Source organism: Streptomyces sp. NPDC056738, from assembly GCF_042790435.1.
GTDB lineage: Bacteria > Actinomycetota > Actinomycetes > Streptomycetales > Streptomycetaceae > Streptomyces.
This window is the reverse complement of record NZ_JBHTZF010000009.1, coordinates 111,752-125,137: the sequence shown is the minus strand read 5'-3', so window position 1 is coordinate 125,137 and position 13,386 is coordinate 111,752. Positions and strand designations below refer to the sequence as shown.

At 73.1% G+C, this 13,386-nt stretch carries 15 protein-coding genes; 7 read left to right on the top strand and 8 right to left on the bottom strand.

All coding sequences use genetic code 11. The features are described from left to right. Positions 1-360 precede the first annotated feature (360 nt). The 3 genes from ACFRIC_RS24055 (at position 361) to ACFRIC_RS24045 (ending at position 3,734) form a co-directional block, all read left to right on the top strand. Positions 361-1,359, top strand: coding sequence for a PP2C family protein-serine/threonine phosphatase (locus tag ACFRIC_RS24055; protein ID WP_382789600.1), 999 nt, complete (start codon positions 361-363; stop codon positions 1,357-1,359). A gap of 367 nt (positions 1,360-1,726) precedes the next feature. Further along, positions 1,727-3,067, top strand: a complete 1,341-nt coding sequence (locus tag ACFRIC_RS24050) for a transcriptional regulator (RefSeq protein ID WP_382789051.1) — start codon at positions 1,727-1,729, stop codon at positions 3,065-3,067. Between the two features lie 121 nt (positions 3,068-3,188). Then, on the top strand, positions 3,189-3,734 hold the full coding sequence (locus tag ACFRIC_RS24045; RefSeq protein WP_382789048.1) for an NUDIX domain-containing protein: 546 nt from the start codon (positions 3,189-3,191) through the stop codon (positions 3,732-3,734). Positions 3,735-3,756: 22 nt separating this feature from the next. Here ACFRIC_RS24045 and ACFRIC_RS24040 read toward each other — a convergent pair whose 3' ends face one another. Together ACFRIC_RS24040 and ACFRIC_RS24035 are read right to left on the bottom strand one after the other, a co-directional pair. After that, complete coding sequence (locus tag ACFRIC_RS24040) at positions 3,757-4,014, bottom strand: hypothetical protein (RefSeq protein WP_103547884.1); 258 nt, start codon at positions 4,012-4,014, stop codon at positions 3,757-3,759. A gap of 210 nt (positions 4,015-4,224) precedes the next feature. Beyond that, positions 4,225-5,085, bottom strand: coding sequence for a 3-hydroxybutyryl-CoA dehydrogenase (locus ACFRIC_RS24035; RefSeq protein ID WP_382789045.1), 861 nt, complete (start codon positions 5,083-5,085; stop codon positions 4,225-4,227). A gap of 168 nt (positions 5,086-5,253) precedes the next feature. Here ACFRIC_RS24035 and ACFRIC_RS24030 point away from each other — a divergent pair, with 168 nt between their 5' ends. Beyond that, the gene (locus tag ACFRIC_RS24030) at positions 5,254-6,501 is read left to right on the top strand and encodes a glycoside hydrolase family 10 protein (protein ID WP_382789042.1); all 1,248 of its coding nucleotides are present in this window, start codon (positions 5,254-5,256) and stop codon (positions 6,499-6,501) included. 36 nt (positions 6,502-6,537) lie between these two features. Here the strand turns inward: ACFRIC_RS24030 and ACFRIC_RS24025 are convergent, their stop codons facing one another. Further along, positions 6,538-6,735, bottom strand: a complete 198-nt coding sequence (locus ACFRIC_RS24025; RefSeq protein WP_339128264.1) for a DUF1918 domain-containing protein — start codon at positions 6,733-6,735, stop codon at positions 6,538-6,540. A 22-nt stretch (positions 6,736-6,757) separates the two neighbouring features. Further along, the gene (locus ACFRIC_RS24020; RefSeq protein ID WP_382789040.1) at positions 6,758-7,720 is read right to left on the bottom strand and encodes a DMT family transporter; all 963 of its coding nucleotides are present in this window, start codon (positions 7,718-7,720) and stop codon (positions 6,758-6,760) included. On the opposite strand from ACFRIC_RS24020, the gene ACFRIC_RS24015 reads away from it, so the two are divergent. Together ACFRIC_RS24015 and ACFRIC_RS24010 are read left to right on the top strand one after the other, a co-directional pair. Continuing rightward, positions 7,719-9,155 carry a PLP-dependent aminotransferase family protein gene (locus tag ACFRIC_RS24015; protein WP_382789037.1) on the top strand — a complete coding sequence of 479 codons (1,437 nt, stop codon included), beginning with the start codon at positions 7,719-7,721 and terminating at the stop codon, positions 9,153-9,155. The two genes, ACFRIC_RS24020 and ACFRIC_RS24015, sit on opposite strands and share 2 nt — an antisense overlap. A gap of 174 nt (positions 9,156-9,329) precedes the next feature. Beyond that, on the top strand, positions 9,330-9,923 hold the full coding sequence (locus ACFRIC_RS24010; protein ID WP_037628345.1) for a histidine phosphatase family protein: 594 nt from the start codon (positions 9,330-9,332) through the stop codon (positions 9,921-9,923). On the opposite strand, the gene ACFRIC_RS24005 is transcribed toward ACFRIC_RS24010, so the two are convergent. Both ACFRIC_RS24005 and ACFRIC_RS24000 read right to left on the bottom strand, forming a co-directional pair. Then, positions 9,905-10,351, bottom strand: coding sequence for a DUF6314 family protein (locus tag ACFRIC_RS24005; RefSeq protein WP_382789034.1), 447 nt, complete (start codon positions 10,349-10,351; stop codon positions 9,905-9,907). The two genes, ACFRIC_RS24010 and ACFRIC_RS24005, sit on opposite strands and share 19 nt — an antisense overlap. 1 nt (position 10,352) lies before the next feature. Next, a complete protein-coding gene (locus tag ACFRIC_RS24000; protein ID WP_382789031.1) occupies positions 10,353-11,174 on the bottom strand; it encodes a LysR substrate-binding domain-containing protein in 822 nt (273 codons plus the stop codon). Between the two features lie 81 nt (positions 11,175-11,255). Between ACFRIC_RS24000 and ACFRIC_RS23995 the strand changes: the two genes are divergently transcribed. Beyond that, positions 11,256-11,648, top strand: coding sequence for a DUF5997 family protein (locus tag ACFRIC_RS23995; RefSeq protein WP_382789029.1), 393 nt, complete (start codon positions 11,256-11,258; stop codon positions 11,646-11,648). A 66-nt stretch (positions 11,649-11,714) separates the two neighbouring features. On the opposite strand, the gene ACFRIC_RS23990 is transcribed toward ACFRIC_RS23995, so the two are convergent. Further along, complete coding sequence (locus ACFRIC_RS23990) at positions 11,715-12,059, bottom strand: hypothetical protein (protein ID WP_382789027.1); 345 nt, start codon at positions 12,057-12,059, stop codon at positions 11,715-11,717. 30 nt (positions 12,060-12,089) lie between these two features. After that, complete coding sequence (locus ACFRIC_RS23985; RefSeq protein WP_382789024.1) at positions 12,090-13,109, bottom strand: hypothetical protein; 1,020 nt, start codon at positions 13,107-13,109, stop codon at positions 12,090-12,092. Positions 13,110-13,386: the final 277 nt, after the last annotated feature.

Genomic DNA, 13,386 nt, shown 5'->3' with positions numbered 1-13,386 from the left:
CACCTCACTCATTTGGGTGACATGTCCGGGCGATCCTGCCCGGCCGGGTCGGCGCTCGACAGAATCGGAGCGGTCTCTCCGAGGCCGTCTGCGCCGTCCGTGCCTATTGGGGGGCCAATCGGCATGATCCGTAACAAGGCTGGAGCTCCCCGCAGGGCGACGCTCCGGACGCATTCGCGGAACCCGGCCAGAGCGGTCCTCGGACCGCGTCGTCGCCGTGACCGGCTGAGGGCCGGATTCGACCGGGCGATACGCGGTCGCGGACCCCGCCCCGGGTCCACCCGCGGCGACCGACGGGGCCTCCTCGGCCACCGGGTCCCGCGCACCGCCGACCGGCCGCCACTGCGCCGGGCGGTGAACCTGGGGCTGCCCGCCGTCTGGGGCGCGCTGGCGATCTCGTACAAGATGGCCTGTCCGCTCGCCCAGGAGAACGGACTGGGTTCCCGCGTCGTCACCAGCGCGGTCTTCTTCGCGGTCGGAGCCGGTCTGATGGTCCACGTCAGAAGGGCGCTGCTGCGCGAGCTCCGGCAGATCCGCAGAATCGCGGGAGCCGCGCAGAACGTCCTGCTGCGCCCGCTGCCGCCGCGCGTCGGCGGGCTGGACATCGCCGCGGCCCAGCTCTCCGCGGACCACGGAGCGAGCATCGGCGGCGATCTGTACGAGGCGATCGCCACCGAGCACGGCGTGCGGGTCGTGATGGGGGACGTCCGCGGGCACGGACTGGGGGCCATCGGAACCGTCGCCGCCGTCCTCGGCAGCTTCCGCGAGGCCGCGCACGACGAACCCGAACTCGGCGGCGTCCTCAGAAGACTCGAACGGGCGCTGGCCCGGCACCTGTGCGAGCGGGACCGGGCCGAACACACCCTCCCCGGGCCCGAGTCGGACCGCCACACCGCCGAGGAGTTCGTCACCGTCCTGCTCCTGGAGATCCGCCGGGACGGCGAGGTGCACGCCCTCAACTGCGGACACCCCTGGCCGTATCTGCTGACCCGGGGCCGCGTCCGGCCGTTCGTGCGCGCCGAACCGCTGCCCCCGCTCGGGCCGTTCCCGCTGCCCGCACGCCTGCCGGCCCGGTCCTGCGGCCCGCTCCGCCCCGGCGAGGGGCTCTTCCTGCACACCGACGGCGCCGAGGACGCGCGGGACGCCCGGGGCCGCTTCTTCCCGCTGCTCCCCGCCCTCTCCGCCGCCGTCCGCGACGGGCCCCTCGAACCGCAGGCCGTGCTGCGCGCGGTGTTCACCGGCCTGCTGCGCCACACCGGCGGCAGGCCCGACGACGACGTCGCCCTCCTGGTCCTGCACAACGACCGCCGCCCCGTCGCCCTGAACCACGGCCGTGTCGCCCAGCACGTGCCCCGCTGAGGCGCGTCCGGCCGTCCCCGGGAACGGACCGGCCACGGGACCCACTCCCGGACGACCGGAGTCCCGCGGCCGACCCGGCCGGACCGGCTCTGCCGTCCGCCCGGCCACGGAGTGTCGGGCAGGCGGCCGGGCGGACGGCGCGGAGCGGGCCGCCGTACTGTACGAGGGGGAGCCGGCGGCCCGGCCGGCCTCTTGCGAGGCATTTCAGTCAACCGGTGCGAAACTCTCCGCGACAGCGCGCGCACAGCGCGGATACGGGCATTCCCATCACACCCCGTGTGAAAGGGGACGCACTACTCTCTCTGGTGCGGTCGGGAGCGGTCGCCCGGCCGGCGCCGTCGGCAACGAGCCACTCGGGGGGCCTCCCATGCAGCCCAACACTCTGCTCGACGCGATCCTCGACGAGGCGGGCATCTCGCACGCGGGACTCGCGGCCCACGTCAACCAGGCGGGCCGCGCCCGCGGTCTGGCCCTGCGCTACGAACACACCGCCGTGGCCCGCTGGTTGAAGGGCCAGCGACCGCGCGGACAGGTGCCCGACCTGATCTGCGAGGTGCTCGCGGGGCGCCTGCACCGGCCCGTCACCCTGGACGACATCGGCCTCGGGGTCCCCGGCGAGCCCTCCACCCCGCACGCCGGCTCGCTCTCCGGCTTCGTCGAACGCGCCACCGCCCTGTGGCGCTCCGACGAACAGCAGCGCCCGCACATCCTCGGCGCCCAGGCCGTCACCGGAACCCCCGCCGTCATGCCGGTGTGGGAGTGGGAGAACCCGCCCGAGGACGTGGACGTCTCCCGCGGCGGCCGCCATCAGGTCAGCATGGCCGACATCGACATGCTGCGCGCGGCACGGGCCCACTACGAGCAGATGTACCGCAAGGCCGGGGGCATAGCGACCCGCACCCGGATCGTCGGCTTCCTCAACTCCGAGACCGCGCCCCTGCTGCGCGGCAGCTACACCGACGCCACCGGGCGTCAACTCCACCGTGCGACGGGCGGGTTGGTGGCCATCGCGGGCATCTGCGCCTACGACTCCGACGCGCACGGACTGGCCCAGCGCTACTTCCACCAGGCGCTGCGCCTGGCGAAGGCCAGTGGGGACAGGGGACTTGGCGCCTACGTCATAGCCCTGCTGGTCAACCAGTCCCTGTTCATGCGCGAGTACCGGCAGGCGGTCGCCTTCGCCGAGGCCGCGCTGCGCGCCGCGGGGCGCCACATCACGCCGGCCCTCGCCTCCGACCTCTACGCCATGCAGGCGAAGGCGTACGCGCACCTCGGCGACGGCAGCAGCGCACTGTCCTGCATACGGCGTGCCGAGCAGGCCGCCGAGCGCATCCGGCGCGGTTACGAGCCCGACGAGACCGGCTATGTCCAGCCGGGACTGGTCAACGTACAGGTGGCGGAGGCGCTGCTCAGCCTCGGCGACCTGGTGGCCGCCGCGGAGCACGCCGCGGCCGCCGTCGACAATCCGGCGCACGACCGGGGCCGGGTGCACCGGCTGGCCATGCTCAGCCAGATCGAACTGCGCCAGGGCAACGCCGACAAAGCGGTGGCGACGGCTGTTCAAATGGCCGAGCAGGCACGGGGAATGGAGTCCCAGCGGCTGCGCGACAGACTGCGCGCGGTACGCGAACACCTGGTGCGCAGCGGCTGCGCGGGGACGACCGAGGCCGCTGAACTCATCGACGGCGCACTGCGCGTACCGCTGTAGGAAGCGGCCCCGCACACCCCTTCGTTCACCGCCGCCGTGCTGCGTCCCGACCCCAGTGAGCCCTGCTGTCGGGACGCGGCTGCTGCGATATTGCCTTCACTCGGCGGAAGGTGGCAGAACCGTGCAGTGGACGAAACAGAATGAACAAACTGTGTATGAAAACCGCTGGTTCAGCGTCAATCTCGCAGATGTGGAGCTGCCGGACGGGCGGCATCTCGATCACTTCCTGATACGGCTGCGGCCCGTCGCCGTGGCGACGGTGGTGAACGAGGCCAACGAGGTGCTGCTGCTGTGGCGGCACCGCTTCATCACCGACAGCTGGGGATGGGAGCTGCCGGCGGGCGTCGTGGAGGACGGCGAGGACATCGCCGCGGCGGCGGCCCGCGAACTGGAGGAGGAGACCGGGTGGCGGCCGGGACCCCTGCGGCATCTGATGAGTGTCGAGCCCTCCAACGGGCTCACCGACGCCCGGCATCACATCTACTGGGCCGACGAGGGCGCGTACATCGGACACCCCGTGGACGACTTCGAGTCGGACCGCCGGGAGTGGGTTCCCCTCAAACTCGTACCCGACATGGTCGCCCGCGGTGAGGTCCCGGCCGCCAACATGGCGGCCGCGCTGCTGCTCCTGCACCATCTCAGGCTCGGACAGGACGTGTTGCCCTGATCGGCCCCCGGCGTCCCGGGCCCTAGTGGCCGAGAGCCTGCCAGACCGCGACGGCCAGGGCGCCCACGGCCGCGACGACGGCGACGGTGGGCAGTGGCCAGCGGGTGTGTTCGAGCGCGACGATCCGTGTGCTCAGGTCATCGAGATCCTTGGCCGTCTGGTCGTCGCGCTGGGTGAGTAGTGCCAGTCCTCCCTCGATGCGGGTGAACCCCACTTCGAGCGACCGGCGTAACTCCGCGATCTCCTTCGGTGCCGCGGGATGCTCGGGGTCGGCGGTCACGAGTCCGCTCCTTTCCGTGGTCGGCACATCCCTGTGTCTGCGTACGGAAAGTCAACTCGCCCGGTGCACGGGTGGGGAGAGTGTGCGCCGGGCATATGCGAGCCCGGTGCGCACACGGCGTGTGAACGACGCGGGCCCGGCACCCCGAAGGGTGCCGGGCCCGCGCGAACTCCGCGAAGCGGAGCGGGTGTTCAGCCGGTGGTCGGCAGGTCAGCCGTAGGTGTAGAACCCGGAACCGGACTTGCGGCCCAGGCGGCCGGCGTCGACCATGCGCTGGAGCAGCGGGGGAGCGGCGTACAGCGGCTCCTTGTACTCCTCGTACATCGAGTACGCGACCGAGGCCACCGTGTCGAGACCGATCAGGTCGGACAGCTTGAGCGGGCCCATCGGGTGGGCGCAGCCCATCTCCATGCCGTTGTCGATGTCCTCGCGGCTCGCGATCCCCGACTCGAACATCCGGATCGCGGACAGGAGGTACGGGATCAGCAGCGCGTTGACGACGAAGCCCGAGCGGTCCTGGGCGCGGATCGCGTGCTTGCCGAGCGCCTTCTCGGCGAAGAGCTGGGCGCGGCCGATGGTGCCCTCGGAGGTGGTCAGCGCCGGGATCAGCTCCACGAGCTGCTGCACCGGGGCCGGGTTGAAGAAGTGGATGCCGATGACCTGGTCGGGGCGCGAGGTCGCGACGGCCAGCTTCACCAGCGGGATCGAGGAGGTGTTGGAGGCCAGGATCGCGTCCGGCCTGGTCACCACCTGATCCAGCACCTGGAAGATCTCGGTCTTCACCTGCTCGTTCTCGACGACGGCCTCGATCACCAGGTCACGGTCGGCGAACTCGCCGAGGTCCGTGGTGAAGCTCAGCCGGTCCTGGGTGGCCTTGAGCTCGTCGTCGGAGATCTTTCCGCGCTCGGCGGCCTTGGACAGGGAGGAGAAGAGCCGGGTCCGGCCGATCTCCAGGGCTTCGCCGGTGGTCTCGGCGACCTTCACGTCCAGTCCGGCGCGGGCGCACACCTCGGCAATGCCCGCTCCCATCTGGCCGCAGCCCACCACTCCGACGCGTTCGATGTCGGTCACATCGTCCCCTTCGCTGATCCGCACTGCCTGGCAGGTTGTCCGTTGTTCGGTCCCTGCTCCGAACGTGCACGTTACTCCCAAGTATCGATGATCGATCGTCGGGGTGGTGCATGCTGTGTCCCGATACGGCACGTGACCGGACGGATCCGCGACGTAAGGGGTACGGATATGGGGCGACTGCCACGCCGGGCGTTCGCGGCGGCCGCGCTCGCGACACTGTCGGGGATCGGTACGGCGGGGGACGCGGCGGCCGCCCAGGACGCGGCCGCGCCGCGTGGGGCGACGGCCCCGGCCGCCATGCGGGGCATGTGGCTCGCGACCGCCTCGAACCGCGACTGGCCCTCCCGCCCCGGCCTGAGCCCCGCCCGCCAGCGCGCCGAGCTGCTGGGCCACCTGGACACGGCGGTGCGCCTGCGTCTGAACACCGTGATCCTCCAGGTCCGGCCCGCCGCCGACGCGCTGTGGCCCTCGCCGTACGAGCCGTGGTCCCGTTACCTGACCGGCGTCCAGGGCGAGGCTCCCGGCTGGGACCCGCTGGGGACCGCGGTGCGCGAGGCCCACGCCCGCGGCCTGGAACTGCACGCCTGGTTCAACCCGTACCGCGTCTCGGGACAGCCCGACCCCCGGAAACTCGCGCCCTCGCACCCCGCGCGGCTGCACCCGGACTGGACCGTGCGCCACGGCGGGAAGCTCTACTACAACCCCGGACTGCCCGCGGTCCGCACCTTCGTCCGGACCGCCATGCTCGACGCGGTGCGCCGGTACCCCGTCGACGGAGTGCACTGGGACGACTACTTCTACCCGTACCCGGTGCGGGGCGAGCGCTTCGACGACGACGCGGCGTACGCCGGCCACGGGGCGGGCTTCCCGGACAGGGCGTCCTGGCGGCGGCACAACGTCGACCTGCTGGTGCGGGAGATGGCCGAGGGCATCAGGAAGGTCCGGCCCGGGGTCCGCTTCGGCATCAGCCCCTTCGGCGTCTGGCGGAACGCCTCGACCGACCCGCTCGGCTCACCGACCCGGGCCGGCATCGAGACGTACGACGACCTGTACGCCGACACCAGGAAATGGGTCGCGCGGCGCTGGATCGACTACATCTGCCCCCAGCTCTACTGGAACATCGGCTTCGCCGCCGCCGACTACGCGAAGCTGCTGCCCTGGTGGGCGCAGGTGACCCGCGGCACGGGCGTCCACCTCTACGCGGGCGAGGCGCTGTACAAGGCGGGCGACCCGGCGCAGCCCGCCGCCTGGCAGGACCCGGCCGAACTCTCCCGCCATCTCACCCTGGCCCGCCGTCACGCCGAGGTGCGCGGGCATGTCTTCTTCTCGGCCTCGGAGGCGGCCGCGGACCGGATCGGCGCGATGGCACGGGTCGTCGCCGACCACTACCGGCAGCCGGCGAAAGCCCCGCGCTGAGCGTGCGCCGGCCTCCCGGCGCCCGCCCGGATCGTCCTACCGCGGCGGCATCTCACGGTGGCGGATCTCGGAGTCCGGGCCCGGCGAGCACACCGCCTCGTGACCGTCCTCGAACCGCACGCGGTAGGGGGGAGAGCCTTCCGCTCCCATGACCTCGGTGATCTCCGCGACCTTGTCGTGCTGTCCGACGGTCCGGCCGTGCTGCACGAGCTTGTCGCCTTTGGTTGCGTGCATCTGAACGGTCTCCTCCCTAGGGTCAGCCCCGTGCCCGCTGGGTCAGAGCGATGCAGACGAGGACGGCCGCCGCCGTCAGGGGTGCCGCCGGGGTGAGCCGCTCGCCCAGGAGCAGTACCGACCACACCAGTGTGAGCAGCGGCTGGGCGAGCTGCAACTGGCTGGCCTTGGGGATGCCGATCGACGCCATGCCCCGGTACCAGACGACCAGGCCGAGGAACTGCGAACCGGCCGCGACCCACAGCAGCCCGGTCACGCTGTGCGCCGTGAGGTGGACGGGTTCGTACGACAGCGCCACCAGCGCGCCCGGAACGCTGAGGGGCAGACACAGGACCAGGGCCCAGCCGATGACCTGCCAGCCCGGCATCACCCGGGCCAGCCGGCCGCCCTCGGTGTAGCCGGCCGCGCAGATCAGCAGGGCCCCGAAGAGATAGGCGTCCGCGCCGGTCAGGGCGCCGCCGCTCTGCTGCACGGTGAACGCGATCACGGCCGCCGCGCCCGCGCACGCGGCCAGCCAGAACGTCCGTGACGGCCGCGCGCCGGTGCGCAGCGCCGAGAACAGCGCCGTCGTGAGCGGGAGCAGCCCGACGACGACGGCCGCGTGGGCGGTGGTCGACGTCCGCAGCGCGAGCGTGGTCAGGAGCGGGAAGCCGAGGACGACCCCGGCGGCGACGACGGCGAGGCCCGCCAGATGCCGCCGGTCCGGCCGGGGGACCCGCAGCGCGAGCAGACAGCCGCCCGCGAGGACCGCCGCCAGGACGCAGCGCACGGTCACCAGCGACCAGGGGCCGAAGCCCTCCAGGCCCCAGGCCGTCGCGGGGAAGGTGAGGGAGAAGGCGGTGACACCCAGCGCCGCCTGGACGGTGCCCGAACGGCGGTCCGCCGGAGCGGGGCTCCGGGGCGCGGCGGTGGCCGGAGGGGAGGTCGCGGTCCCGGCGTCGACCGCTATCCCGGTCCGGTCGATAGCGCTACTCTGTGCTCTCATGCAAGAGCGTAGCAGTGTGGGCGATCTGGCGGAACGGCTGCGACAGGAGCTGGACCGCTACTCTCCTGGTGGAAAGCTGCCCTCCAGCCGGGCACTCGTCGAGCGGTTCCGTGTGAGCCCGGTGACCGTGTCACGGGCGCTGGCGCAGCTCGCCGCCGAGGGACTCGTGGTCACCCGGCCCGGCGCGGGTGCCTTCAAGGCCCGCCCCCGGCCCTCCCTCGCCTCCACCGGGGACACCTCCTGGCAGGAGATCGCGCTCAGCGCCGACACCTCGGCCGAGGCCGTCCCCCGCACCGTGGACGCCTCCGGCGTCCTCGTCTCGCTCGCCGCGCCGGCGCCCGGCGTCGTCGAGTTCAACGGCGGCTATCTGCACCCCTCGCTCCAGCCGGAGCGGGCCATGGGCGCCGCCCTGTCCCGGGCCGGGCGCCGCCCCGGAGCCTGGTCCCGGCCGCCCATGGAAGGGCTGCCCGAACTGCGCGAGTGGTTCGCGCGCGGCATCGGCGGGGCGATCGGCGCGGCCGAGGTGCTGGTCGCGGCCGGCGGCCAGACCGCCCTGACGACCGCCCTGCGCGCGCTCGCGCCGCCCGGCGCCCCGGTCCTGGTCGAGTCGCCCACGTATCCGGGCATGCTGGCCATCGCCCGCGCCGCCGGTCTTCGCCCCGTGCCGGTCCCGGTGGACCCCGACGGGGTGAAACCCGAGCTCCTGGCCGACGCCTTCAAGGCCACCGGCGCCCGGGTCTTCGTCTGTCAGCCGCTGTTCCAGAACCCGACCGGCGCCGTGCTCGCGCCCGAACGGCGCGGCGAGGTGCTGCGCATCGCGCGGGAGGCCGGGGCCTTCGTGGTCGAGGACGACTTCGTGCGCCGCCTGGTCCACGAGGACGCGGGCCCGCTGCCGCGTCCGCTGGCCGCCGAGGACCCGGACGGCGTCGTGGTGCACGTCGGCTCCCTCACCAAGGCCACCTCGCCCAGCTTCCGGGTCAGCGCCCTGGCGGCCCGCGGTCCGGTGCTGGAGCGGCTGCGGGCCATCCAGGTCGTCGACACCTTCTTCGTGCCGCGCCCGCTCCAGGAAGCCGCGCTCGAACTCGTCGGCTCACCGGCCTGGCCGCGTCATCTGCGCACAGTTTCGGCCGAGTTGAAGACCCGTCGGGACACCATGACCGCCGCGCTGCGGCTGCGTCTGCCCGAACTCGCCCTGCCGCACGTCCCGTTCGGCGGCTACCACCTGTGGGCGCGGCTGCCCGACGGCACCGACGAGTCCGCGCTCGTCGCCGCCGCCCTGCGCGCGGGGGTGGCCGTGACCCCCGGCCGCCCCTACTACAGCGCCGAACCCCCGGCCGCCCAGATCCGGTTGAGTTTCGCGGCGGTGGCGGGCACGGAGGAGATCACGGAGGGCGTACGACGGCTGGCGGCGGCGTACGACGAGGTACGGACCTGAGCGGATCCGGCCGGACTCCGCACCCCGCGGGACCGCGGGGCCCCGACGACGGGCGAACCGGATCCGAAGGGCCCGCACAGCGGGCGCACAGACCACTGGCCGATGTTCTGTGCATATTCGACTACTCCGAGTGACACCCTTGACCTGCGGAGGCAGGCGCTCCACGATCTGCCCATGCATCTTCGGGTCACGTTCGTCGCGGCGGCGCGAAGCTCCGCGCTGCTGGCGGAGCGCTTCGAGGACGACCGGCCGCTGGACCAGGCGGGGTGGGAGGAAGCCCAGCGCGCCGCCGCCGGGCTGCTGCCGCTGGCCGCGGCCGAGCTGCGCTACTGCGCTCCGACACCCCGCAGCCGGGCCACCGGCGACGTCCTCGGCTACGCCCCGCTGGTCCAGCTCGCGCTGCGTGACTGCGACATGGGCCGCTGGCGGGGCTTCACCCTGGGCGAGGCCATGGCCCGCGAGCCGGAGGCCGTGGACTCCTGGCTCTCCGATCCCCGCTCCACACCCCACGGCGGTGAGAGCCTGCTGGCCTTCATCGCCCGGGTCGGGGCCTGGCTCGACACCCGGCCGGGGGAGGACGGCGGCAGCATCGTCGCGGTCGCCGAGCCGTCGGTGGTGCGGGCCGCGCTGGTCTACGCGCTCAAGGCACCGCCCTCGACGTACTGGAACATCGACGTCCGGCCCCTGTCGGCGATCACCGTGACGGGCCGGGCGGGCCGCTGGAATCTGCGCGTCGACGGGGCGCCGGCTCAGGTCGGGCGCGTGTAGCCGGTGCTCAGCACCAGGTCCTTCGCCGGTCCCCGTACCCGCCAGACGGACCGCCAGTGGTTCTCGTCCCGCACGCTGAACTCGCCCCGGTAGAGATCCGCCGCGCACGGATGGTCGGCGACGTACCGCCCGCCCGTCAGGTCCAGGTCGTGGAAGGGCCGGCCGTCGGAGAACCGTACGAGAGCGGTCCCGGGGGTGCGGCCCGGCAGGAACCGCAGTGTCCGCTCGGCCGGCCGCGCGACGCCCTGCCACACGAACGTGCCCGACTCCCGGTGCAGCAGCCCGCCGTCGTCGCCCAGGGGCTCGAAGACCGTGGTGCCGGTGAAGCGGCCCTCCGCGTCGCTCGCGAGGTCCCGTACGGTCCGCTCGACCCGCCAGCTTCCGGCCAGGTACGCCAGCACGTCCTCGACCGGCCAGAACTCGCCCATGTCAGGAGCTTCGGCGGGGCTTGCCGCGCTTCGCGCCGCCCTTCGGGCCGCCGTTGCCGCTGCGGGGGTTCTTGGCCGTGGCCCTGCCGCCGCCCTTGCCGCCCGTCTTGCCGGGCGCGGGCTTGCGCCGGCTGCCGCCCGCGTCCGCCTTCCGGGGGGACGCCTTCGCGGACTTCGCCGCGCCCTTCTGTTGTGCGGCGGGCGGGGTCTGGGAACGCCCTCGGGTGCTGTTCACCGTGCGTCCGCGCACGATGCCGATGAAGTCCTCGACCAGCTCGGTCGTCCGCTCCTCGGGCCAGGCCAGCGCGACCCGCGACTCGGGGGCGTCGGTGACCGTCCGGTACGTGAGGTCCTTGCGGTGGTGGAGCCGGGCCAGGGACTGCGGCACGACCACGACCCCGATGCCCGCCGCGACGAGTTCCACGGCGTCCTCGGTGCCGGCGGGCCGCTCCAGCGCCGGCTTGCCCGGCAGCCGCTCCCAGTCCAGCGGGTCGTCCTCGGGGTGCAGCACGATGTCGTCGGCGAGGTCCTCGCCGCTGACCTGCTCGACCGCCGCCACGATGTGGTCCTTGGGGACCACGACGACCGTCGTCTCGGTGTAGAGGGGGATCGCGCTGAGGTCGGTCCCGTCGACCGGCAGCCGGACGAAGCCCGCGTCGGCGTCGCCGCGCCGCAGGACGTCGTACACCTCGGCGGCGGGCACCGGGACGAGGACCAGGGGCACGTCGGGCAGGCGCTCGTTCCAGATCCGCACCCACTTCGAGGGCGTCACCCCCGGGACGTAGGCGAGCCTGAACGAGGGGGGTGTTTCGGAGCCGGTCACCCCGTCAGATTACCCGGCGTCGCCATCGGCGCCGTACCGGCGATGGTCGGCGGGGGCCCGAGCGGTCGATACCCTTGACCCATGAGTTCGCACCAGACCGCCCAGACGATGAAGCCCGCCACCGCGGCGAAGAAGCTGGGTGTGTACCTCGAGGCCACCCCCGCCGAGTTCCAGGAGGGCGTCGTCTCGCGTGCCGAGCTGAACGCGCTGCAGAACGACCCGCCCGCGTGGCTCCAGGAGCTGCGCCGTACCGGCCCGCACCCGCGTCCCGTCGTCGCCGCCAAGCTCGGTGTCTCCATCGCGGGGCTCGCCCGCGGCGGCGTCAGCGAGGCCCTCACCACCGAGCAGATCGAGGCGCTGAAGACGGAGGACCCCGAGTGGCTGCGGCGTGAGCGCGCCACGCAGGCCGAGGTCCGCAAGGAGTCGGCGCGCATCAAGCAGAAGAACGCGGAGCAGGACGACAAGCGCTCCTGACCGAAGGCTCCCCGCCCGGGGCCGCCACCGGCGGCACCCGGGCAGCCGTGGCGCCCCGCGGGGAGCTCAGCCGCCGGTTCCCGGGGTGCCGTGCCCGTCGGAGCCGGGCGTTCCGGAGCCGCCCGCGCCGGGCGGGGAGTTCTGGCCGCCCGAGTTGCCGAACGCCTTGACCAGCAGGTAGATCACCGCGCCCGGCGGGATCAGGAAGATGATGACGGGGAACTGGAACGTGCCCGTCGTCTGATGGGCGACGTACCACCCGTAGCAGGCGAGGAATATCCCGCCCAGAGCGGCCCAGGCGCGGTTCTTGACCGAGTTGCCGGGTACGAAGGCCGCTCCGATCAGGATGATGCCCGACAGGACGGCGAAGATCTCGTACGCGCTCCAGTGAGCGGACGTCGACGATGACACGGGCGGTCCTCCAGTGGTTCTCGGTGCGGTTCAGGGGTGCCTGAGCGAGGTCACGCTCATGACGGTCAGGGGAGCGGGGAGCGCGCCCGAGCGGAGGGTGACGGCGAGCTGCCGGGCCGACTCCCGGGTGAAGCTTCCGGAGATCTCGGCGGTGCCGCCGTCGAGCTGCTGACTGACGGACGGGGCGGAGATCACGGTGCCGTCCAAGACGATGGCGAACTGGTTCTGAGGCGAGGCGTTCAGGGAGAGGCGCCGGGTCACCTCGGAGAACTGCCGGGCACCGACGGAGTCGAAGTCCAGCCGCACGCGCCAGGTCCCGGTCTGGGGCTCCTTCACTGCCTTCGCCGAGGACACATGGGCCCCGTCCACCGCCGTCGGCCCCAGCGCGAACTTGGCACGCGAGCCGGACGCCGCGCCGTCGCTCCCGCAGGCGACGACCGATTCCCGCGCGGCGGCCTCCCGCTCTGTGGCGGGCCGCTCCCGCACCGAACAGTCCAGCGCCGCGAAGCGCGCCTGGAGCGCCGCCTCCTCGGCGCTCCCCTGGGCCGGAGCCGGGGCGGCACTCGCGCTCGGCGAGTCGGCGGCACGCGGGCGCCGCAGACCGTCGGTGACGGCCCGCCCCCGTGTGGGGGCGGCGCTGGCCGAGGGCGTCGGTGTCGGGGTCGGTGCCGCGCCGACCACGTCCTCGGCCAGGACGGGCCGGAAGCCCAGGTGTCCGGACATGCCCAGTTCGGTCAACTGCTCCAGGTCGGCGGCACGGCCGGTGACCGTGATCTCGTTGCCCTGTGTGGCGACTCGCGCGTCCTTGAGCCCCAGCGCCTTGGCGCGCGCCCGCATGCGGTCCACCGTCCGGCGCAGGGGGTCGGCCGCGAGCGGTGACGCCCCGGCGAAGGTCACCACCGTCCGGCGGGAGTCCCCCGAGGCGGAGACCGAGGTGCCCGGCGAACGGCCGGCGGCGCCGGATCCGGATCCGGACGCGGAACAGCCCGCGAGCGCCACCGCGACCGCACAGACGAGGAGAGCCCTGTGCGGGGCCCGGGGAAGAGACATGCGGGGGATGGTTCCAACCTGCGGCCCGCCGCCGAAGGCGATGTCACCCTTTGGCCGGAATTCATGCGGAGGGCGCCCGCGGTTACTCCAGATTCGATCGTGTGATGCGCGAGTGGGGACTGCGACGGTGACGGGTATACGTCTTCGGTGCCCGTCGCCCGCGCCGGTCGCACGGAACCGGGTGTCTCCGCCCTTCACGCCGGGCGATGCTCCCGGCCGCCACTGCGGAGGATTGCATAAACGTGCATGGAAACGTATAGTCATGCCATCCAAGAGG

Bases quoted from the DNA above. Each gene is read 5' to 3' on its own strand.
- ACFRIC_RS24050 (WP_382789051.1), top strand. From the start codon at position 1,727: ATGCAGCCCAACACTCTGCTCGACGCGATCCTCGACGAGGCGGGCATC.
- ACFRIC_RS24030 (WP_382789042.1), top strand. From the start codon at position 5,254: ATGGGGCGACTGCCACGCCGGGCGTTCGCGGCGGCCGCGCTCGCGACA.
- ACFRIC_RS24025 (WP_339128264.1), bottom strand. From the start codon at position 6,735: ATGCACGCAACCAAAGGCGACAAGCTCGTGCAGCACGGCCGGACCGTC.
- ACFRIC_RS24015 (WP_382789037.1), top strand. From the start codon at position 7,719: ATGCAAGAGCGTAGCAGTGTGGGCGATCTGGCGGAACGGCTGCGACAG.
- ACFRIC_RS24020 (WP_382789040.1), bottom strand. From the start codon at position 7,720: ATGAGAGCACAGAGTAGCGCTATCGACCGGACCGGGATAGCGGTCGAC.
- ACFRIC_RS24010 (WP_037628345.1), top strand. From the start codon at position 9,330: ATGCATCTTCGGGTCACGTTCGTCGCGGCGGCGCGAAGCTCCGCGCTG.
- ACFRIC_RS24005 (WP_382789034.1), bottom strand. From the start codon at position 10,351: ATGGGCGAGTTCTGGCCGGTCGAGGACGTGCTGGCGTACCTGGCCGGA.
- ACFRIC_RS23995 (WP_382789029.1), top strand. From the start codon at position 11,256: ATGAGTTCGCACCAGACCGCCCAGACGATGAAGCCCGCCACCGCGGCG.
- ACFRIC_RS23985 (WP_382789024.1), bottom strand. From the start codon at position 13,109: ATGTCTCTTCCCCGGGCCCCGCACAGGGCTCTCCTCGTCTGTGCGGTC.